Annotated in this window: 16 protein-coding genes and 2 rRNA genes; 6 read left to right on the top strand and 12 right to left on the bottom strand. The window is 43.6% G+C overall.

Going from position 1 to position 23,203, the window contains the following annotated elements:
• Positions 1 to 303 precede the first annotated feature (303 nt).
• On the bottom strand, positions 304 to 2,202 hold the full coding sequence (locus CJF29_RS05780) for a sensor histidine kinase (protein WP_099146258.1): 1,899 nt from the start codon (positions 2,200 to 2,202) through the stop codon (positions 304 to 306).
• 117 nt (positions 2,203 to 2,319) lie between these two features.
• Positions 2,320 to 4,956: a valine--tRNA ligase gene (locus CJF29_RS05775; RefSeq protein ID WP_099146252.1), complete on the bottom strand. Its 2,637-nt coding sequence runs from the start codon at positions 4,954 to 4,956 to the stop codon at positions 2,320 to 2,322.
• Positions 4,957 to 5,207: 251 nt separating this feature from the next.
• On the opposite strand from CJF29_RS05775, the gene CJF29_RS05770 reads away from it, so the two are divergent.
• The 4 genes from CJF29_RS05770 to CJF29_RS05755 all read left to right on the top strand — a co-directional run bounded on the left by CJF29_RS05770 (position 5,208) and on the right by CJF29_RS05755 (position 8,326).
• Complete coding sequence (locus tag CJF29_RS05770; RefSeq protein ID WP_099146253.1) at positions 5,208 to 6,260, top strand: DUF3810 domain-containing protein; 1,053 nt, start codon at positions 5,208 to 5,210, stop codon at positions 6,258 to 6,260.
• A 79-nt stretch (positions 6,261 to 6,339) separates the two neighbouring features.
• Positions 6,340 to 7,242, top strand: a complete 903-nt coding sequence (locus CJF29_RS05765) for a helix-turn-helix transcriptional regulator (protein ID WP_099146254.1) — start codon at positions 6,340 to 6,342, stop codon at positions 7,240 to 7,242.
• Between the two features lie 71 nt (positions 7,243 to 7,313).
• Entirely contained in the window at positions 7,314 to 7,727 is a 414-nt protein-coding gene (locus CJF29_RS05760; RefSeq protein WP_099147678.1) for a helix-turn-helix domain-containing protein, read from the top strand.
• The gene (locus tag CJF29_RS05755) at positions 7,643 to 8,326 is read left to right on the top strand and encodes an IS630 family transposase (protein WP_141561047.1); all 684 of its coding nucleotides are present in this window, start codon (positions 7,643 to 7,645) and stop codon (positions 8,324 to 8,326) included. Before CJF29_RS05760 ends, CJF29_RS05755 begins: the two co-directional genes overlap by 85 nt.
• Positions 8,327 to 8,403: 77 nt before the next feature.
• Here CJF29_RS05755 and CJF29_RS05750 read toward each other — a convergent pair whose 3' ends face one another.
• Together CJF29_RS05750 and cysK are read right to left on the bottom strand one after the other, a co-directional pair.
• A complete protein-coding gene (locus CJF29_RS05750) occupies positions 8,404 to 9,222 on the bottom strand; it encodes a tetratricopeptide repeat protein (protein ID WP_099147581.1) in 819 nt (272 codons plus the stop codon).
• A gap of 28 nt (positions 9,223 to 9,250) precedes the next feature.
• Positions 9,251 to 10,201: a cysteine synthase A gene (gene cysK, locus CJF29_RS05745; protein WP_099147580.1), complete on the bottom strand. Its 951-nt coding sequence runs from the start codon at positions 10,199 to 10,201 to the stop codon at positions 9,251 to 9,253.
• A gap of 131 nt (positions 10,202 to 10,332) precedes the next feature.
• Between cysK and CJF29_RS05740 the strand changes: the two genes are divergently transcribed.
• Both CJF29_RS05740 and CJF29_RS05735 read left to right on the top strand, forming a co-directional pair.
• Positions 10,333 to 12,168: an LTA synthase family protein gene (locus CJF29_RS05740; protein ID WP_176553187.1), complete on the top strand. Its 1,836-nt coding sequence runs from the start codon at positions 10,333 to 10,335 to the stop codon at positions 12,166 to 12,168.
• Positions 12,169 to 12,264: 96 nt separating this feature from the next.
• Positions 12,265 to 12,954: a phosphatase PAP2 family protein gene (locus CJF29_RS05735; protein WP_008774840.1), complete on the top strand. Its 690-nt coding sequence runs from the start codon at positions 12,265 to 12,267 to the stop codon at positions 12,952 to 12,954.
• 81 nt (positions 12,955 to 13,035) lie between these two features.
• Here CJF29_RS05735 and leuB read toward each other — a convergent pair whose 3' ends face one another.
• The 8 genes from leuB to CJF29_RS05695 form a co-directional block, all read right to left on the bottom strand.
• Positions 13,036 to 14,097, bottom strand: coding sequence for a 3-isopropylmalate dehydrogenase (gene leuB, locus CJF29_RS05730; protein WP_008774841.1), 1,062 nt, complete (start codon positions 14,095 to 14,097; stop codon positions 13,036 to 13,038).
• A 60-nt stretch (positions 14,098 to 14,157) separates the two neighbouring features.
• Positions 14,158 to 15,705, bottom strand: a complete 1,548-nt coding sequence (locus CJF29_RS05725; RefSeq protein WP_004301119.1) for an alpha-isopropylmalate synthase regulatory domain-containing protein — start codon at positions 15,703 to 15,705, stop codon at positions 14,158 to 14,160.
• Positions 15,687 to 16,283, bottom strand: coding sequence for a 3-isopropylmalate dehydratase small subunit (gene leuD, locus CJF29_RS05720; RefSeq protein ID WP_004307192.1), 597 nt, complete (start codon positions 16,281 to 16,283; stop codon positions 15,687 to 15,689). Before leuD ends, CJF29_RS05725 begins: the two co-directional genes overlap by 19 nt.
• Before the next feature lie 41 nt (positions 16,284 to 16,324).
• Positions 16,325 to 17,719, bottom strand: coding sequence for a 3-isopropylmalate dehydratase large subunit (gene leuC, locus CJF29_RS05715; RefSeq protein WP_004301124.1), 1,395 nt, complete (start codon positions 17,717 to 17,719; stop codon positions 16,325 to 16,327).
• An 81-nt stretch (positions 17,720 to 17,800) separates the two neighbouring features.
• The gene (locus tag CJF29_RS05710) at positions 17,801 to 19,297 is read right to left on the bottom strand and encodes a 2-isopropylmalate synthase (RefSeq protein WP_004301125.1); all 1,497 of its coding nucleotides are present in this window, start codon (positions 19,295 to 19,297) and stop codon (positions 17,801 to 17,803) included.
• Positions 19,298 to 19,700: 403 nt separating this feature from the next.
• The gene (locus CJF29_RS05705; protein ID WP_004307193.1) at positions 19,701 to 19,934 is read right to left on the bottom strand and encodes a hypothetical protein; all 234 of its coding nucleotides are present in this window, start codon (positions 19,932 to 19,934) and stop codon (positions 19,701 to 19,703) included.
• A gap of 122 nt (positions 19,935 to 20,056) precedes the next feature.
• Positions 20,057 to 20,167: ribosomal RNA gene (gene rrf / locus CJF29_RS05700) — 5S ribosomal RNA — on the bottom strand.
• Positions 20,168 to 20,244: 77 nt separating this feature from the next.
• Positions 20,245 to 23,124 (bottom strand): 23S ribosomal RNA (locus tag CJF29_RS05695).
• Positions 23,125 to 23,203: the final 79 nt, after the last annotated feature.

The raw sequence follows: 23,203 nt of genomic DNA, 5'->3' as shown, positions 1-23,203 counted from the left end.
ATCTATTTTCTTATCTATTACGTTCTATTTACTAAAGTACTAATAGATAACTTCCGTTGTATTAGGGATAAACTTACATTCCCCTACTGCCAAACTTCTTTTTGGCTAAGAGAAATCTATAATTGCAAGCTTCATTTATAAAAACGGAAGTTCTGATTATATAATTGCAAGTTTCGTTTATACAATCAGAACTTGCGTTTATAGTTTCTTCTTAGTCAAAGACAACTTATCCAATAAGGGAAAGGAAGTTTGCAATAAGAGCATAGCAACTTATCTACTGATAGATTGGAAAGAAATAAAGCATTAATTCTGCCGATAAGGTAAGGTAAACCAGAAAGTAGATCCTTTGTTTTCTTTCGACTCCACTCCTATTTTCCCTCCCAAGCGGTCTACAATCGTATGGCAGATAGAAAGTCCCAGTCCGGTACCTTGCACAAAGGAATTGTACTTCACAAACCGTTCAAAGACATGGATACACTGTTCAGAAGACATTCCACAGCCAGTATCCGACACATAAAAATAAATCGTTTCGGAGTCTAGCAGACGATACCCCATACGAATGGTACCCACTTCTGTAAATTTGATGGCATTAACAATGAAATTGGCAAGTAACTGAATCAAACGGTTCTTATCCGTATATAATGTACATTCGGGCAGTCTCTCCACAAATATGAAAGTCACATTATTGTGTCGCAGACGTAACTGCATACTCTGCTCGATTTCTTCAAGCGTCTGATTCACATCAATCAAGGCAGGATAGAAATCGAATGTACCGGCTTCAATCTTCGACAAATCCAGAATATCATTAATCAACTGGAGCAACAAATCCGTATTTGTTTCAATGAGGTCTGCATATTCGGACATTTCTTCACGGTTTTCGACATGAGGAAGCATATTGGAGAATCCTACAATAGCATTCAAGGGCGTACGTATCTCATGACTCATATTAGCCAGGAATGCGGATTTCAATTGATTGGCCTGTTCCGCTTTTTCCATTGCTTCATGCAGACGACTATATGCTTTCCGAAGAATGCTGATATAATATATGATAGCAACAATCAATATCAATAAAAAGAAAGAGCAGGAAAGGATTTGAACATAATACTGCTGGAAAAAAGTCCTGGGTTCATTGACATATACCGCATCGTCCGGATAACGGGAAGAAGGTATATTGTAGGATTTCAATACTTGATAGCAGAGATTGGCACTTCCTTGTCCTCCCACCTCACCGGGAATATTACGTGCCTGCTCTCCATCCAAAATACGACCGAGTATTTCCAACAAAGATTTACAGAACGATTCTGTCGAAACGTAATATCCTCCTGCAAAAGTATTGTTCGACAAGTCTTCGGGAGAAAGTAAAAACAATGGAGACGGAGTAAAATTGACAATCACCTCCTGAATATGATCGAAAAGATAGGTATTGTCATTTTTGTTATGTGATTCAAACCAAGAATAATAAATGATCCCCGTATTCGGTTTATAACCATGTAAAGTATCCAGCAACATTTCCGTAGACAACTGAGTGGTGGAAAGTAAATCCAGACGCAAGTCCGGAAAGTTCTCCTTTACAGCTTCCTGTACATCTCTGCGAGTTTCTTCACTGATATACCGATCGTCCGAAATGAATGCCAGACGTTCCATATCAGGTATCAGTTTGTAAATTAAGTCGATTGTCTCCTTTACATAATAATGTTGCTTCAAGATGGTTATATTATATCCGCGCCTCCATTCATCACCGGAAAGGGTATTGGCTTCCGTCAACGGAACGTGAGATAACAAGACCTCAAGGGAAGCCGGTAAATGGTCGCGGGCATTTGTCACGATTACCGGAACTTCTTTCCATACGTCATCAAACAATTCACGGCAGACTATCCATCCTGGATCTCCAATCAACACAACCGCAGTGGGAGGAGTCGGATATTTCTGGCGCAAATGGGTAACCAGAGCATTCACTTCCATCTCATTTTCCAAAGCAGGTACAGAAAGCGACTCCGCTTTGACAGAGATTCCCTGTTTCTGAAGAGCATCATGAAGACACCAATAAAAGTTTTTAGCCCAAGGCAGATTGAAATTAATCGAGTTTAAAACCAGTACTTCTTTATTTGTTTTTTCGGTTCGGGCTGACGCAGGGGATAAGAATCCTTCAATGAAAAGGAATAATCCAAGGAAAAATGGGATGATCCGCAGCGGTTGTTTCATTTGTGATATTCTATAAATAGCGAAAGCAAAGATAGTATTAATTTCTTTAGCGCAAAAAAAAGGCATCCCAAAACGAATTGAGATGCCCTTTATTATATAAAATTAAGTATCAGAGGACTATGATTTCTTCAAAGCCGCAATACTTTCTTTCAAAGATTTGATGATACTCTCCGCATCGGCCTGCTTCTTACGTTCCAGTTCAAGAACGGCAGCCGGAGCATTATTGACGAATTTCTCGTTGCTAAGTTTCTTCATCACTCCCTGCAAGAATCCTTCTTTATGTTTCAATTCGGCTTCCATACGGGCGATTTCGGCTTCCACGTCAATCTTATTGCCCAATGGCACGGCAAATTCGGTCGTTCCTATCATGAAAGAAGAAGCACCTTCTGATTTGCTTTCTACCACTGTTACGGAAGACAGGTTACACATCTTGATAATCACCGGATTCAATTTCTCTACCGGATGAGTGCCTACAACCTGCAATTCGAGTTCTTCTTTCAGAGCAATGTTCTTCTGCAAACGGATGCTACGGACATTACTGATGATTTCCTTAGCTACTTCAAACTCTGCCAGGAATTGTTCATTTGCTCCGACCGGTTCAAACAGTTGAGTAACCATCAAACTTTCACCCGGTTCACGCTCACGCAGTTGTTGCCACAATTCTTCTGTGATAAATGGCATAAAAGGATGCAGCAATTCAAGCAGACGCTCGAAAGAGCTAAGAACCATACTATAAATAAAGCCATTAACAGGCTGTCCATAAGCAGGTTTCACGATTTCCAACAGCCAAGAAGAGAATTCATCCCAGAACAGTTTGTAAACCAGCATCAACGCTTCGCTCAAACGATATTTGGAGAAGAGATCGGCCACTTCAACAGCTGCCGCATCCAGTCTTTGGTCAAACCACTGAACTGCCAGATGTGCATCGGTAGGGATCTCAATAGTACCTTTGGCATTTGTCCAGCCCTTAATCAGACGGAAAGCATTCCATATCTTGTTGCAGAAGTTACGTCCCTGTTCGCAAAGTGCGTCATCGAAAAGAATATCGTTTCCGGCAGGAGCAGAAAGCATCATACCCATACGTACTCCATCGGCTCCGTATTTCTCGATCAACTCCAACGGGTCGGGAGAATTACCGAGTGACTTGGACATTTTACGTCCCAGTTTATCACGAACGATCCCTGTGAAGTAAACGTTCTTAAACGGCATCTGTCCTTCGTACTCGTAGCCTGCCATAATCATACGGGCTACCCAGAAGAAGATAATATCCGGTCCTGTCACAAGGTCGCTGGTCGGATAGTAATAGTTGATTTCTTCGTTACCCGGATTGTTGATTCCGTCGAACAAAGAGATAGGCCACAACCAGGAAGAGAACCAGGTATCCAGACAATCTTCGTCCTGACGGAGATCTTCGATTGTCAAGGCGGCATTGCCGGTTTTCTCTTTCGCTTTTGCCAATGCTTCTTCTGCTGTAGCAGCTACCACATAACCGCCCTCCGGGAGGAAGTAAGCAGGAATGCGATGTCCCCACCACAACTGACGACTGATACACCAGTCTTTGATGTTCTCCATCCAGTGACGGTAGGTATTCTTGTATTTTGCAGGATAGAACTTCAGTTCATCGTTCATTACCGGAGGCAATGCCATGTCTGCAAAATGCTGCATCTTGAGGAACCATTGCATAGATAGTTTCGGTTCGATCACTACGTTGGTACGTTCCGAGTAACCTACCTTATTTGTATAGGCTTCTGTCTTGTCCAGCAGTCCGGCAGCTTCGAGGTCTTTCTCTATCTGTATACGAACATCGAAACGATCCATGCCGATATACATACCGGCAGCTTCGCTCAATGTACCGTTATCGTTGAAGATATCAATGCTAGGCAGGTTGTACTTTTCACCCAGCATATAGTCGTTTACGTCATGAGCAGGAGTCACTTTCAGGCAACCTGTACCAAATTCGATGTCTACATAATCATCTTCAATCACAGGGATGGCGCGGTTTACCAGCGGAACGATCACTTTCTTACCTTTCAGCCATTCGTTTTTCGGGTCGTTCGGGTTGATACACATCGCTGTGTCACCCATGATTGTTTCAGGGCGGGTAGTTGCCACTACGGCATAGCGTCCTTCCGGATCACCTTCTACTTTATAGCGGAGGTAATATAGTTTTCCGTGCTCTTCTTTGTAGATCACTTCCTCGTCAGAAAGAGCGGTCAATGCCTTCGGGTCCCAGTTTACCATACGGACACCACGGTAGATCAATCCTTTATTGAACAGGTCTACGAAAACTTTCAGTACACTTTCACTGCGTTTCTCGTCCATAGTGAAAGCAGTACGATCCCAGTCGCAGGATGCACCGAGTTTACGGAGCTGTTTCAGGATGATACCTCCGTGTTCGTCTGTCCAATCCCAGGCATGTTTCAGGAATTCCTCACGAGTCAGGTCGGTTTTCTTGATGCCTTGAGCAGCAAGTTTGTTTACTACTTTAGCTTCAGTAGCAATAGAAGCATGGTCAGTTCCCGGTACCCAGCAGGCATTCTTGCCTTCCATACGGGCACGACGAACTAAAATATCCTGAATGGTATTATTAAGCATGTGTCCCATGTGCAACACACCGGTGACGTTCGGGGGCGGAATGACGATGGTGTAAGGTTCACGGCCATCGGGTTTCGAACTGAATAAATGATGGTCCAGCCAATACTGGTACCATTTTCCCTCCACGTCAGCGGGATTGTACTTACTTGCTAATTCCATATTGTTTTATGTATATATGATAATGTATATTCTAAAAATAACGGGTGCAAAATTAATAATTTAAATTCAAATCTTACCACCCTCGGGGTGTTTCTTCCTACTTGTAGCCATCTTTTATCCGGTTTATGTTGAATGACTTTTCCTATTACACAAGTAATAAAGCCATTGTTAACAGATTTTTTGCAAATATAGAGGTATTTTTTCGCGCGACGTCTATTTAATGCATATTTTTGTTGACTGATATTAGACAAATGATGAAAAAGAAGCCAAATGTAAGATATTTAGCCCTAGGAGCAATCTTAATCCTGGTGTGGCTAACGCAATGGATTCCTGCTCTGGCAACGATCTATTCTCAAACAATCTATCCCTTTATCTCCTACGTCCTGTCGTTTTTTTCCGGTTTATTTCCTTTTGCCATAGGGGATTTATTTATTTTCCTTAGCATCACAGGCGTGATTGTTTATCCCTTTTATGCCCGTCTCCGCAAGAAGTTGCCTTGGAAGAAAATCTTATTGCGCGACGGAGAATACTTATTATGGATTTATGTATGGTTCTATCTGGCATGGGGACTGAACTACTCGCAGAAAAATTTCTATCAACGAACAGAAATCCCGTATACCGCCTATACTCCCGAGATTTTCCAAGAATTCGTAGATGATTATATTACTCAACTGAACCGTTCGTATACTCCTGTCAATAGTATCAATCAAGATTTGATACGAGAGGAAACTGTGCGAATCTATCATCAGTTAAGTGATAGTCTGGGCGTACATCGCCCTCCACACGAGCATCCGAGGGTAAAAACAATGTTATTCACTCCCTTCATTTCGATGGTAGGGGTAACGGGTAGCATGGGGCCTTTCTTCTGCGAGTTTACACTCAACGGAGATTTGCTTCCCGTTAATTATCCGGCCACTTATGCTCACGAACTAGCCCATTTATTAGGTATCACCAGCGAAGCGGAAGCTAATTTCTATGCTTATCAGGTTTGCACCCGTTCAGAAGCAATGGGAATCCGTTTTTCCGGATATTTTTCTATATTGGGACATGTATTGGGAAATGCGCAAAGATTACTTTCCGAAGAAGAATATACACAGCTTTTCAAACGTATCCGACCAGAAATCATTGAACTGGCAAAAGAGAATCAAGCGTATTGGGCAGCCAAATACAGTCCGGTGGTGGGAGCTGTACAGGAGTGGATATATGATCTTTATCTGAAAGGAAATAAGATAGAGAGCGGTCGGCAGAACTATTCGGAAGTGGTGGGTCTCCTGATTTCTTATCGGGAGTGGAAAAACAAATAAATTTAGATTGTGCCTTATTTTGGCACATCGCTTCACGATATTTGCAGCACTGATATAAAATGGATAAACTAATTTCTTTATGGCAAAAGATCTTTTTAATAGATATCTCTGGTTAGTAGATACAATCTATCGGGCTGGAACAATAACATTAGATGAAATTAACCGTAAATGGCTGCGGTGTGAAATGAGTAACGGAGAAGAAATTCCAAATAGAACTTTTCACAATCACCGGAAAGCCATTGAAGAACTATTCGACATAAATATAGAATGCGATAGACACAACGGATGCAATTATTATATAGAAAACACCGAAGAACTCAAAAAGGAAGGACTCAGAAAATGGTTGTTAAATATATTTGCAGTCAATACAGTCCTTAACGAAAGCCACAAATTAAGAGATAAAATACTACCGGAAGAATATCCTTCAGGAGAACAGTATTTGATACCAATCATTGAATCTATTGATAATCATAAAACATTGGAAATAACGTACCAAGGTCATTGGCAGGATAAATCATACACATTTCAAATTGAACCTTATTGTATAAAGGCCTTCAAACAACGTTGGTATGTGGCAGCAAGAAGTCCGTATTATGACAAAGTATTGATCTACTCCCTCGACCGAATACTCGAAATGGAACAAACAGACTTATCATTCGAGTATCCTCAAACCTTTAACCCTAAAGTCTACTTCGATAATAGTTTCGGGGTTATTGTTGATGAAGAATATGACGTAGAAAAAATCAGCATAAAAGTATATGGAAATCAATGCAAATACTTCCGTTCTCTCCCGCTGCATCATTCTCAGAAAGAAAGTGACACACACAGTAACTATTCCATTTTTACTTATAGATTACGCCCTACTTATGATTTCTGCCAAGCCATCTTATCACATGGAGATTTTGTAGAAGTATTGGAGCCTCAATGGTTCAGAATTCAAATTGGAGCAACTATTCAAAAAATGCATCAACTATATGAATAAGTAGTTATTCATAATTATTTCACATATGTCGAAATTGCATTATCTTTGTCTCGAACCAAACCGCAAGACAAATGAAAATCAAGAAATTGACGTTGAGCGATTCCGAACGTCGGGAACTTACCACCGGTTTCCGTACAGGCGAAAGCCATTGTTTTCGTATGCGTTGCCGCGCCATATTGCTCAAAGCAGAGGGCTTGAGTGCGCCCCAAGTGGGAGCACAAACGGAAATGACCGCCCAAACCGTTGGCAGTTGGGTCAAACGTTTCGAAAACCAAGGAATCCAAGGATTATATACACGTCCGGGACAAGGTCGCAAAGCCATCATGGACTGTTCGGACGAGGAAGCTGTGCGCAAAGCCATCGAGTCGGACCGACAGAGTGTGCGTGCAGCCAAAGAAGCCTGGCAGAATGCTTCGGGCAAGGAAGCGAGCGAATCGACGTTCAAACGTTTTTTATCCGCATTGGCGCAAGATATAGACGTATAAGAAAACGTCCTAAGGGTAAGCCCTCGCCGCAGCTCTATGCGTATAAGACCGAGAAGCTGCAAGAACTTGAAGTACTTTTTGAAAAAGGCTCCATCGACCTCTTCTATGGTGACGAATCTCATATCTGCACGGAAGGCTATGTCCCTTACGGGTGGCAGTTTTCCGGAGAAGACGTTTACATTCCTGTCGAAAAAGCCAAACGGCTCAACATCTTTGGTATGATTGACAGGAATAACCGCTTTGAAGGTTTCTGCACCTGCGATTCTGTTGATGCAGAGAAAGTCGTGGATTTCCTCGACAGGTTCTCTTTCAAGCTCAACAGAAAGACATTTGTTGTGCTTGACAATGCAAGTGTACACCGTAATGAGAAAATAAAGCGAATGCGTCCAATATGGGAAAAACGGGGACTTTTTCTTTTCTACATTCCCCCATACTCTCCTCATTTGAACATTGTGGAGACCCTTTGGCGTATTATGAAAGGGAAATGGCTCCGACCGCAAGATTATGTCACTACAGAATCGCTGTTTTATGCCACAAATAGGGCTTTGGCGGCGATAGGAACACAACTGAATATTAACTTTAGTCATTATGCTGCTTAATTTTGATTAGTTACTTATTAAATTCCTTCATCCACTCATCTCACTAATTTAATTAAGTCTTATTAACTATGAATATCTTATTTGCATTGCTTCAACTGCTCATGCAGATCAGCCGGAGGCACTCCCAATGAAATCGCTTTTTCAAAGTCAGCCTTTGCCAACCCTTTCTTTTTCTGTGCCAGATAAATATTTCCACGCAACAGATAAGCATCAGCCGAGGCAGCATCCAACCGGATGGCTTCCTCCAAATCAACCAACGCCAAATCTTCATGTTTCATCTCACGTTCTACATCGGCACGGGCAATATAGAGTGTCGCATCTTCCGGAGTGGCCGCAAGCATTTTATTCAGAATATCAAGAGCCTCCCGGAATTTTCCTTCTTTCTGCTCTAAAGTGGCCAATCCCAGCCGTCCGCTATAGCTCTGCGGATCAAGTTCCAGCAAACGATTATAATCGATTCTTGCAGCCGGATAATCGCGACGGAGCACATAAATATACGCACGCATCAACAAAGCTTCTTTGTTCTGCTTGTCCTCGTCCAACACCTGGCAATAATCCGTATAAGCACGGTCCGTTTTTCCCATTTCCATATAAATGGCGGCACGGTCGAGCAAAATAGGAACTGCCAAAGGAGCAAAATTCAATGCAAAAGAATAAGATTCCAACGCTTTATCAAACTCACCCAAACGGCGCTGCACTAACCCCAGGTTAGAAAAGAGCAATGCATTCTTAGCGTTCTTCGGTTCTAACTTCAAGGCCTGAAGCAAAAGTTCCTCTGCTTGGGGAAGACTATCTTTCTCGATACATTCAATGGCTCTCTCGGACAATTGCTGATAAGTTTGCGCAAAAGCAACAGCTGGAAAACAAAAAAGCAAAGCTATAATTATTCTTACCATGGTTCAGGTCTTTTTTATATTTAATGAATTAATCCAATGGATATGCATCAAAAGCAAACAGTTCGGTCGACAAATAACGCTCTCCCGTATCAGGTAACAACGCTACTATTTTTTTGTTTTTAAATTCCGGACGTTGTGACAGTTGACGGGCGGCATATACGGCTGCTCCCGAAGAGATTCCTGCCAATAACCCTTCTGTTGCCGCCAACTCACGCCCTGCACGAATCGCTTCATCGTCAGGCACACCCATTACCTCATTTACTACCGAAGCATCATAAAGTTTGGGAATAAAATTCGCTCCGATACCCTGAATACGATGCGGAGCTGCCTCTCCTCCTGCCAATACAGGAGACGACGCCGGTTCTACAGCGACAATATAAATATCCGGATTATGTTTCTTCAAAGCACGAGCTACCCCGCAAACTGTTCCCCCGGTACCCACTCCGGCTACAAAAACAGCCACTTCACCGTCTGTATCCCGCCAGATTTCTTCACCTGTTGTCCGCTCGTGGACAGCCGCATTGGCCGGATTCTCAAATTGTTGCAAGATCACCGAACCGGGAATGCTATCACGCAACTCCTGCGCTTTGGCAATGGAAGCTGCCATCCCTCCTAACCCGTCTGTCAACACAATCTGCGCACCCAGCGCCTTCAACAGATTTCGTCGTTCCAGACTCATCGTTTCGGGCATAGTCAATATCAGGTGATACCCTTTAATAGTAGCTACCATTGCCAACCCAACGCCTGTGTTTCCGCTTGTCGGCTCAATAATCGTTGCACCGGGTTTCAATGCTCCACGAGCTTCCGCATCTTCAATCATCGAAAGAGCTACTCTGTCTTTTACACTTCCCGCCGGATTAAAAGCCTCCAGTTTGGCAATAATATTTTGTTCCAGACCGTACTTTCCACTATAACCGGAAAGTTCCATCAAAGGGGTATTCCCCACTAAATCTGTTAGTTTCTTTGCAATCTTTGCCATCTTATTCCTTCATTCTTGTCACAGACACGACAAAGATATGGAAAAAAAGGTATGTTTTACATCACATCATGAGAAAGATAAGGAAAAGTATAGTAACTTTGTATCCGTTCAATCTTTTTAAGTTTACATATATGAAAAAGAGAATCATACAATTTCTCACGACCTATTTTTTATTTGTTCTTTTATTCGTTCTTCAAAAACCAATCTTCATGGTTTACTACCATGATTTATATACCAACGCATCCTGGGGCGACTACTTCCGCGTCATGTGGCACGGATTACCGCTGGATTTATCTCTTGCAGGCTATCTGACCGCTATCCCCGGCATCCTGCTCATTGCTTCCGCCTGGACTAATTCATCCATACTCCGCCGCATCCGGCAAGGGTACTTCGGAGTTATCTCCTTTGTCATGGCCTGCCTTTTTATCATTGACCTGGGATTGTATGGCTTCTGGGGATTCCGTCTGGACGCCACCCCTATTTTCTATTTCTTCTCTTCTCCCAAAGATGCTATGGCAAGTGTCAGTTTCTGGTTCGTACTACTTGGAATCCTGGCTATGCTGATCTATGCAGCAATCCTATACTGTATTTTCTATTGCGTCCTTATCCGGGAGAAAAAGCCTCTGAAAATACCTTATCAACGTCAGAATGTCTCCCTTGCACTCCTTTTGCTGACAGCAGCACTCTTCATCCCTATCCGGGGCGGATTCAGTGTCTCAACCATGAATTTGAGTAAGGTATATTTCAGTCAGGACCAACGCATGAATCATGCAGCCATTAATCCGGCATTCAGTTTCATGTATTCTGCCACTCATCAAAACAATTTTGATAAGCAATACCGCTTCATGGACCCGAAAATAGCCGACGAATTATTTGCAGAGATGGTAGATAAACCGGTCACAGCAACAGACAGCATCCCCCAATTATTGAATACACAACGCCCGAACATTATTTTCATTATCCTTGAGAGTTTCTCCACACACTTGATGGAAACTTTCGGAGGACAACCCAATGTGGCTGTCAATATGGATAAATTCGCAAAAGAAGGCGTACTATTCAGCAATTTCTATGGCAGCAGTTTCCGCACAGATCGCGGACTGGCATCCATCATCAGCGGGTATCCCGGACAACCAAGTACCAGCATTATGAAATATCCGGAAAAGACGGACAAACTTCCTTCTATCCCGCGCAGCCTGAAAAATGCCGGATACAACCTGGAATATTACTATGGCGGAGATGCCGATTTCACAAATATGCGCTCTTATCTGGTATCTTCCGGCATCGAGAAGATTATTTCCGATAAAGATTTTCCTCTGTCCGAACGTACAGGAAAATGGGGAGCACAGGATCACGTCTTATTCCAACGCCTGATGAAAGACCTGAAAGAAGAAAAACAAGAAGAACCGTTCCTGAAACTCGTACAGACATCAAGCAGCCACGAACCATTCGAAGTCCCGTTCCACAGGCTGGATGATAAAATCCTCAATTCTTTTGCGTATGCCGATAGTTGCGTGGGAGATTTCGTGAAACAGTATCAAGAAACACCGTTATGGAAAAATACACTGTTTGTACTCGTTCCCGATCATCAGGGTGCATATCCGTATCCAATAGAAAATCCGCTGGACGGCCAAACCATTCCGCTGATTTTAATCGGAGGTGCAATCAAACAACCTCTTGTGGTAGATACCTATGCTTCACAGATTGACATTGCCGCCACCTTGCTTGCCCAATTAGGATTGCCGCATGATGAATTTACTTTCAGCAAGAATATCATGAATCCGGCCTCTCCTCATTTTGCATACTTTACCCGCCCGAACTATTTCGGAATGATTACCGCTGATAACCAATTAGTGTACAATCTGGACGCAAATACTGTGCAACTGGACGAAGGTACCGCCAAAGGAGCCAATCTGGAAAAGGGAAAAGCGTTCCTGCAGAAGCTCTACGACGACCTGGCGAAACGCTAGGAAATGAGTTATATTGAATATTTATAAAGTAATATAGGACAATTTTCTATTCTTTATTGTATATTTGCGACATTAAAAATAGATCAATAAAGTCTGATGATACACACCGGAATTGTCCAATATCTTTCGGAGATAGATACAAATATCTTCCTGTATTTCAATGGTATACATTCCCCTTTTTGGGATTATTTCATGAGTTCTTTCACGGGTAAATTCATCTGGATTCCCATGTATGCCACTATATTGTATATTTTATTAAAAAACTTCCACTGGAAAGTAGTACTGTGCTACGTGGCTGCCATTGCACTGACTATCACCTTTGCCGACCAGATGTGCAGCAGCATCATTCGTCCGGTAGTAGCACGTCTGCGTCCCGCCAATCCGGAGAACCCGATTGTAGATCTAGTATATATCGTAAATGGTTACCGCGGAGGAAGCTACGGTTTCCCATCGTGCCATGCCGCCAATTCATTAGGTCTTGCCATGTTTGTCATATTCCTGTTCCGTAAACGTTGGCTAAGCATTTTCATCCTGACCTGGGCAATACTCAACTGCTACACACGTATATATCTGGGTGTACATTATCCCGGTGATTTACTCGTAGGAGGTATTATCGGAGGATTCGGCGGTTGGTTGTTCTGCACTATCGCCCACAAAGCAGCCATCTATCTGGAACCTTCCACCCGCACGAAGAGAAAAGAAATAAAACAATGGTCAGTCACTATTTATGTAGGATTACTGACTATACTCGGTATCGTTCTATACTCCACTATTAAAAGTTGGTAGAACACAACATATTTCGAACTAAAAAGTAAAAGCCTGACACCGTTATCCGATGCCAGGCTTTTACTTTTTTATCCGGGTTTATCAAGCTTTCCTGATATAATCAACAATCCACTGTCCTACTTCTTTTGTTCCGTACTTAGCACCGTCAGCCACCTGGATTTCCGGCGTACGTACATTCTCATCCAAAGAAGCATCTACGGCTTTACGAATCAATGCACCCTCTTCTTTAAGGTCGAAATACTCGAACAACATAGCTACAGAAAGAATCTGTGCCAACGGATTAGCAATGTTCAATCCCTTAGCCTGCGGCCATGAACCGTGAATCGGTTCAAATACCGGAGTACTTTCACCTGTAGAAGCAGAAGGAAGCAAGCCCATAGAACCACTGATTACAGAACCTTCGTCAGTCAGGATGTCACCGAATGTATTTTCCGTTACCATCACATCGAAGAAAGCAGGTTCCTGAATCATCTTCATTGCAGCATTATCCACAAACATATAATCAGTTGTCACTTCCGGATAGTTCGGAGCCATTTCCTGTGCAATCTGACGCCACAGACGGGAAGAAGCCAACACATTTGCCTTATCTACCACAGTCAGATGTTTTCTACGCTTCATCGCATATTCGAAAGCCACCTTCAAAATACGTTCGATTTCCGGACGAGTATAATAGTTTGTATCATACGCCTTATCATTATCCTGGTACTTTTCACCGAAATACATACCTCCGGTCAGCTCACGGATACAGATAAAATCGGCATTCTCTACCAACTCCGCACGCAACGGAGATTTGTGGATCAGGCATTTGAATGTCTGTACCGGACGGATATTAGCGAAAAGACCCAGTTTCTTACGCATAGCCAGCAAGCCTTGTTCCGGACGTACCTTGGCAGTAGGATCATTGTCAAATTTCGGATCACCTACGGCAGAGAACAAAACAGCATCCGCCTCTTTACAAACCTGATAAGTTGCTTCCGGAAACGGATCGCCTACTTTATCAATCGCATCAGCTCCACAGATTGCATATTCGTAACTTACTTTGTGACCAAACTTCTCGCAAACGGCACTCATCACATCTACACCTTGCACAGAGATCTCCGGTCCGATGCCGTCGCCTGCTAATACAGCAATTTTAAAATCCATAATCGTTTATTCTTCTATTTATATATTCTTATAAAAAACATTCTTCGGGCAAGTTGTTTCTCACTTGCTCTTCTCGTATTCATCTTCGATGAGGTTCAACATCTTCATAGTAGCCTTGATGGCAGCCTCTGTCTGGTCGGCATCGAGTCCGCGGGTACGGAACACCTGCTCATCATAACTCCACGTGATAACTGTCTGCACAAATGCATCCGTACGTCCACCGGGAGGAATGGTTACCGCATAATTGGTCAACATCGGGAATTTACGTCCTAATGTCACCTTATATATCTTACGCAGCGCACGAACAAAAGCATCATACTGACCATCGCCGCCTGAACTCTCTTCATACTCTTTTCCGTTGATTTCTATCTTCAACGTTGCCATCGGTTTCAACCCATGAGCCAGATTCACAAAATAGCTCTTCAGTTTAACCTTCTCACCCACTGCTCCATGTTTCAACACATCCGAAACAATGTACGGCAAATCTTCCTGTGTAACCAGTTCTTTCTTGTCGCCCAACTCGATGATGCGTTCCGTTACCTTGCGCATAGCATCTTCGTCCAGCTCCAATCCGAGATCTTCGAGGTTCTTACGGATATTTGCTTTACCGCTTGTCTTACCCAATGCATATTCGCGCTTGCGGCCAAAACGTTCGGGAAGCAAATCATTGCAGTAGAGATTATTCTTGTTATCCCCGTCGGCATGCACCCCGGCCACTTGCGTAAAGACATTCTCACCTACAATCGGTTTATTGGCAGGTATCACAATTCCCGAATAAGACTCCACTACCCGGCTGACATCATTCAAACGGCTTTCGTCGATATTGGTCACCGCATTGAAATGGTCTTTCAGGATAGCCTGCACACTTGCGAGAGGAGCATTTCCTGCCCGTTCGCCCAGTCCGTTGATGGTTGTATGCAATCCTTTGACACCGCTTAATACCGCGGCAAGGACATTACTCACAGCCAAATCATAATCATTGTGCGCATGGAAATCGAGATGAGTATTCGGATAACGTTTCTTCATCTTCCGCATATACTCTATCACTTGCAAAGGATTCAAGATACCCAACGTATCAGGCAACATAAAACGCTTGACACTCGTCTCTTTCAATCCATCCATCAACTGAAATACATATTCGGGAGAATCTTTGATACCGTTGCTCCAATCTTCCAGATAAACATTGACGGTTATATCCTGTTCGTCGGCATAATGCACCACACTTATGATATCCGCCAGATGTTCTTCCGGTGTCTTTTTCAGTTGTTGCGTACAATGCTTCAGTGAACCTTTACAAAGAAGATTTATCACACGGCAGCCGGTACGCTGAATCCAATCGACAGAAGTATGCCCGTCGACAAAGCCGAGCACTTCCACTTTATGGAGCAGACTACGACGGGCCGCCCAGTCGCAAATCATCTTCACGGCTTCAAACTCACCGTCCGACACACGCGCCGAAGCAACCTCCACCCGGTCTACCTTTAAATCTTCTAACAGTAAACGGGCGATCATTAGTTTCTCATGAGGCACGAAAGACACTCCGCTGGTTTGTTCACCATCACGGAGCGTTGTGTCCATGATTTCTATTTTCACGCCTTCTTTTCCCATTCTTCTATTTTATCTTTATTGCTCAACAAGAAATCGATATCGTCCAATCCGTTCATCAAACAAAGTTTCTTGTAAGCATTGATTTCGAAATGTTCACTTTTACCTGTCGCCTTGTTGGTGATGGTCTGTTCGGGAAGGTTCACTTCCACTTCCATCTTCGGGTCCGCTTCTATCGAATCAAACAACTCCTGCAGAAACTCCTCGGTAACAACCACCGGCAGCACAAAGTTGTTCAACTCATTATTCTTATGAATATCGGCAAAGAAACTGGATACCACCACGCGGAAACCATATCCTGCAATAGCCCAGGCAGCGTGTTCACGGCTGGAACCCGAACCGAAGTTTTTTCCTGCCACCAATATCTGTCCGCTATAAGTAGGATTGTTCAACACAAAATCCTTGTTCAGGGAACCGTCAGCATTATAACGCCAGTCACGAAAAAGATTATCACCAAAGAATTTTTCTTCACGAGTGGTTGCTTTCAGGAAACGTGCCGGAATGATCTGGTCAGTATCTACGTTTTCTAAAGGAAGAGGTACACAAGTACTTGTTATTATATTAAATTTTGTCTTAGCCATCGTCTTATTTACAATTTAATGATTTACGAATTACGGTTGAATTACATCAGCTCTCTCGGATCGGTAATCACACCTGTCACCGCAGCAGCGGCAGCTACCAGCGGACTAGCCAGCAAAGTGCGTGCACCGGGGCCCTGACGTCCTTCGAAATTACGGTTGCTGGTAGATACCGAATACTTTCCGGCAGGAATCTTATCATCGTTCATTGCCAGACAAGCAGAACATCCCGGCTGACGGATAGCAAATCCGGCTTCCGTCAATATCTTGTCGATTCCTTCCTTACGGATCTGTGCGTCTACCATCCATGAACCCGGAACCAGCCATGCAATTACATTCTCCGCTTTCTTACGACCTTTCACGATGGAAGCAAATGCACGGAAATCTTCAATACGACCGTTTGTACAAGCTCCGAGGAATACATAATCAATCTTTTTACCCAACAAAGACTCACCCGGTTGGAATCCCATATACTCCATTGATTTCTTGAACGAAACCTGTGCAGCTTCACTCATTCCTTCCATAGTAGGAATATGCTGTGTGATTCCCATACCCATACCCGGATTCGTTCCGTAGGTAATCATCGGTTCAATATCAGCCGCTTCGAAACGGACTTCTTTATCAAACACGGCATCATCATCACTCTTCAATGTTTTCCAATAAGCCAAAGCCTTGTCCCATGCTTCGCCTTGCGGAGCACTTTCACGTCCTTTGATATATTCAAAAGTCACTTCATCCGGAGCAACCATACCACCACGCGCACCCATTTCAATAGAAAGGTTGCAAAGGGTAAGACGTCCCTCCATTGTCAGATTGCGGATAGCCGAACCTGCATATTCCACGAAGTAACCCGTAGCACCACTGGTAGTCATCTTAGACATCATATACAGAGCCACATCCTTTGCAGTCACCCCTTTACCCAGTTCACCGTCTACAGTGATACGCATTGTTTTCGGTCTCGACTGGAGAATACATTGTGAAGCCAGCACCATTTCCACCTCGCTCGTTCCGATACCGAAAGCAATCGCTCCCATTGCACCGTGAGTAGAAGTGTGAGAGTCACCGCAAACAATCGTCATTCCCGGCAAGGTCAAACCACGTTCGGGACCTACCACATGGATAATACCATTCTTCGGATGCATCATGCCGTAGTGTGTCAGACCAAAATCCTTCGCATTCTGCGTCAACGTGTCCACCTGCGTTTTAGAAATCGGATCTTCAATCTCCTTATCCTGATCGTGTGTCGGTGTATTATGGTCGGGCATACAAAATACCTTTTCAGGACGCAATACTCCGATTCCACGTTCACGCAATCCCGCAAAAGCCTGCGGACTAGTCACTTCGTGACAATATAACCGATCAATATAAAGCTGTGTAGGGCCATCTTCCACAGTAGTCACCACGTGGGCATCCCATATCTTATCAAATAATGTATTCATCTGTTTATTTACTATTTTACTAATTACTATTTACTCTTTCAATCAATCTCTGTAATACCAAACCGACTGTCAATCTCTTTTTTACGATTTGAATTTGTTAATACAGTCGATGTAGGCTTCTACCGAAGCAGCAATAATATCTGTATTGGCACCAAAACCATAATAAATCTGGTTATCGTATTCTACCTGCATGTGCACTTTACCTACATCATCACTTCCCTTACTGATAGCCTGAATAGTAAACTCTTTCAGAGTCATGTGGCGTTCTACAATCTTTTTCAATGCTTTGATGGCAGCATCTACCGGACCATTACCACTGGCACAAGCTTCAAACTTCTCACCGGCAATATTCAATCCCAAACTAGCTACCGAACGAACACCGACACCACTCGTCACCTGCAAGTAATCCAGTTTGATACGATGGTTCTGGCTACGGTCTGCACCTGCCAATACTAAAATATCATCATCATTAATATCTTTCTTCTTATCAGCCAACTTCAGGAACTCATCATATACCTTATCCAGTTTTTCCTGATCCAGATTCACTCCCAATATAGAAAGACGATTTTTCAATGCAGCACGTCCGCTGCGGGCAGTCAATACGATAGAGTTATCATCAATACCCACATCATGCGGATCGATAATCTCATACGTCTGTACATTTTTCAATACGCCATCCTGATGGATACCTGAAGAGTGTGCGAAAGCGTTACGTCCAACGATTGCTTTATTGGGTTGTACCGGCATATTCATCAGGCTGGATACCATACGGCTGGTCGGATAAATCTTCTGCGTATTGATATTGGTTTGAATATCTATTTCGTGATGGCTCTTAATAATCATGGCGATTTCTTCGAGAGCAGTATTTCCTGCACGTTCGCCAATACCGTTGATGGTAACTTCCACCTGACGCGCACCGTTCAAAACACCGGCTATCGTATTGGCAGTAGCCATACCCAAGTCATTATGACAGTGAGTAGAAAGTATGGCATTATCAATGCCGTCTACATGGTCAACCAGGTATTTTATCTTGGCGCCATATTCTGAAGGCAAGCAGTAACCTGTTGTATCAGGGATATTCACTACGGTAGCTCCCGCTTTGATGACAGCTTCTACCACACGTGCCAGATATTCGTTATCCGTACGGCCTGCGTCTTCTGCATAAAATTCCACATCGTCTACAAAACGGCGGGCATATTTCACAGCAGCTACTGCACGTTCGATAATCTCTTCACGATTCGAATTGAATTTATATTTAATGTGCGAATCAGAAGTACCGATACCGGTGTGAATACGTTTATGTTTAGCAAATTTCAGTGCATCTACGGCTACATCAATATCTTTTTGAACTGCGCGGGTCAAAGCACAGATAGTAGGCCAAGTCACCGCTTTTGAAATCTCAATTACTGAATTAAAATCCCCCGGGCTCGAAATGGGGAATCCGGCTTCAATCACGTCTACTCCCAACGCTTCCAATGCCTTTGCTACCTGAATCTTTTCTACTGTATTCAACTGACATCCCGGAACCTGTTCACCATCTCTAAGAGTGGTATCAAAAATAAATAACCTATTGTCCATATTCTTATGTATATTATATAATTATTAGCATTAAAAAAAGCCTTTCACACTTGGAAGTGAGAAAGGCTTTCGTATATTTTCATTTATACACATTTACGCGCAGCACTCACTTCCACTAACCTTTGATAGTAGAATAATAATACCGCATAGTAGAATATGTATAAACATCTGATTCATTTCTTGTCTCTTTTATTAGTTTGACGGTGCAAAGGTATGGATTATTTCTTTACCACCAAATAATACGTTACTTTTTTATCGAAAAAAATATCATTTCATAAGTTAAAGCCGATTATTAGCAAAAATGTATCACGAATAAAGCGATATGTTTATTAAAACAGAAAGAGGGAGTAGAATGTTTGAACCATTCTCTCCCTCTCCTTCTTTATTGTTCTAAATCAATAGATTACTTCTTATCGCAACATTCTTTCTTTTCTGCGCAATCAGCTTTTTTGTCGCAAGCAGTAGCACAAGAGTCCTTAGCCTGGCAGCAAGAATCAGTTTCAACAACAGCTTCCACTGTTTCTACAGTTGTCTCTTCACCTTCAGAAGCAGCGTTAGTAGTTTTGTTACCAGTACAAGACATCATTGCAAAAGAAAATGTTACTGCTACAGCAGCCAAAAATAATTTAGTTTTCATACCTTTTAAATTTGCTTTAAACGTTTAATAAAATAATTGTCGGTCGCAAATATAGCACTTTTTTCGCAAAGTACCAAATAACAGAAGCCCCTTGACTCAAAATGAATCAAGGGGCTTCTTAAAAACGGCGGCTACCTACTCTCCCACTGTTACGCAGTACCATCGGCGTGACGAGGCTTAACTTCTCTGTTCGGAATGGGAAGAGGTGGAACCCTCGTGCTATAACCACCTGAATAAGGTTATGACATGATGAAAAGTAAAATCCTAGTGTCTAGAAAGCTAAACGTATATACCCAACCGGTACATGTTCGAAAGAAAGTGAACGGGCAATTAGTAATGCTCGGCTTTGATGTTACCACCTTTACACCTGCATCCTATCAACGTCATCGTCTTTGACGACCCTAAGAAATCTAATCTTGTGGCTGGCTTCGTACTTAGATGCTTTCAGCACTTATCCAATCCCGACTTAGATACCCAGCAATGCACCTGGCGGCACAACTGGTAAACCAGCGGTCAGTCCAACACGGTCCTCTCGTACTAGTGTCAGAGCCACGCAAATTTCATACGCCCACGATAGATAGAGACCGAACTGTCTCACGACGTTCTGAACCCAGCTCGCGTGCCACTTTAATGGGCGAACAGCCCAACCCTTGGGACCTTCTCCAGCCCCAGGATGTGACGAGCCGACATCGAGGTGCCAAACCCCTCCGTCGATATGAGCTCTTGGGAGGGATCAGCCTGTTATCCCCGGAGTACCTTTTATCCTTTGAGCGATGTCCCTTCCATACGGAAACACCGGATCACTATGCTCTAGTTTCCTACCTGATCGACTTGTCTGTCTCCCAGTCAAGCGCCCTTATGCCATTACACTCTACGGACGGTTACCAATCGTCCTGAGGGCACCTTTAGAAGCCTCCGTTACACTTTTGGAGGCGACCACCCCAGTCAAACTACCCACCAAACAGTGTCCTCGTATCTACGAGTTAGAACTCAAATAATCAAAGGGCCGTATTTCAACAGCGACTCCACAAATACTGGCGTACCTGATTCAAAGTCTCCGGCCTATCCTACACATCAATTACCCAAATTCAATGTTAAGCTATAGTAAAGGTTCACGGGGTCTTTTCGTCCCATCGCGGGTAATCGGCATCTTCACCGATACTACAATTTCACTGAGCTCACGGTTGAGACAGTGTCCAGATCATTACACCATTCGTGCAGGTCGGAACTTACCCGACAAGGAATTTCGCTACCTTAGGACCGTTATAGTTACGGCCGCCGTTTACTGGGGCTTCAATTCAATGCTTCTCTTGCGATGACATCTCCTCTTAACCTTCCAGCACCGGGCAGGTGTCAGGCTGTATACGTAATCTTTCAATTTGGCACAGCCCTGTGTTTTTGTTAAACAGTTGCCTGGACCTATTCTCTGCGCCCAACTCTCGTTGGGACCCTTTATCCCGAAGTTACAGGGTCAATTTGCCTAGTTCCTTAACCGTGAATCACTCAAGCGCCTTAGTATATTCAACCCGACTACGTGTGTCCGTTTGCGGTACGGGTACCTTAAAGATTAAGTTTAGCGGATTTTCTTGGGAGTATGCTTACACGCACTATTACCTTATTCCGAAGAATTTGGTATACTATCAGGTTCGACTCTTATCCTGGATTTGCCTGGGATAATCAACATCTACACCCTTCAACGGACTATTCCGTCAGTCCGCGGCGCTGTCACTCCTCCGTCTCCACGTCACTCTTTAAGGTAGTACAGGAATATTAACCTGTTCTGCCATCGGCCTCACCGTTCGGCTGAGCCTTAGGACCCGACTAACCCTGATCCGATTAGCGTTGATCAGGAAACCTTAGTCTTTCGGCGAGGGGGTTTCTCACCCCCTTTATCGTTACTTATACCTACATTTGCTTTTCCACACGCTCCAGCAAAGCTCACGCTTCACCTTCGACGCAGAGTGGAATGCTCCCCTACCGATCATTACTGATCCCATAGCTTCGGTAAATTGCTTGATGCCCGATTATTATCCACGCCAAACTCCTCGACTAGTGAGCTGTTACGCACTCTTTAAATGAATGGCTGCTTCCAAGCCAACATCCTAGCTGTCTTAGCAATCTGACTTCGTTAGTTCAACTTAGCAATTATTTCGGGACCTTAGCTGATGGTCTGGATTCTTCTCCTTTAGGACATGGACCTTAGCACCCATGCCCTCACTCCTGGGATCGAACTACTGCGCATTCGGAGTTTATCAAGACTTGATAGGCGGTGAAGCCCTCGCATCTTATCAGTCGCTCTACCTCACAGTAGTAATTCCCAAGGCTGCACCTAAATGCATTTCGGGGAGTACGAGCTATCTCCAAGTTTGATTAGCCTTTCACCCCCACCCTCAGTTCATCCGGAAGCTTTTCAACGCTTATCGGTTCGGTCCTCCAGTTAGTGTTACCTAACCTTCAACCTGACCAAGGGTAGATCACTTGGTTTCGCGTCTACTCCTTCCGACTAATCGCCCTGTTCAGACTCGCTTTCGCTTCGGCTTCATGTCTTGAGACACTTAACCTTGCCGGAAAAAGTAACTCGTAGGTTCATTATGCAAAAGGCACGCCGTCACAACCGAAGTTGCTCCGACCGCTTGTAGGCGCACGGTTTCAGGGACTATTTCACTCTTCTATTCGAAGTGCTTTTCACCTTTCCTTCACAGTACTGGTTCGCTATCGGTCTCTCGGGAGTATTTAGCCTTACCGGATGGTCCCGGCAGATTCACGCAAGATTCCTCGTGTCCCGCGCTACTCAGGATACCACTACGCTTCGTTTAGCTTCGAATACCGGACTATCACCGTCTATGGTCCCATTTTCCAAAGGGTTCTTCTCACTAAAGTTCTTGCGATATCGTGGTCCTACAACCCCAATATTGCCGTAACAACATTGGTTTGGGCTAATCCCCGTTCGCTCGCCACTACTAGGGGAATCATTATTATTTTCTTTTCCTACAGGTACTAAGATGTTTCAGTTCCCTGTGTTAGCCTCTTGCTATGCAAGATGTCATTCCTTCAGAATGACGGGTTGTCCCATTCGGAAATCTTCGGATCAAAGGTTATTTGCACCTTCCCGAAGCTTATCGCAGCTTATCACGTCCTTCATCGCCTCCGAGAGCCAAGGCATCCGCCATGCGCCCTTGCTTACTTTCTTTCAAACGTTTTATTCTTATACTGGTATTGGTATGGGAATTGCTTCCTTTTATCAATATTGCATACTCGAACACGTACGG

The sequence above is a fragment of the Bacteroides celer genome (genome assembly GCF_002632415.2).
In the GTDB taxonomy this organism is placed as follows: domain Bacteria; phylum Bacteroidota; class Bacteroidia; order Bacteroidales; family Bacteroidaceae; genus Bacteroides.
Note: the sequence above shows the minus strand (reverse complement) of the source record. Positions and strands in the feature narration are given on the sequence as shown.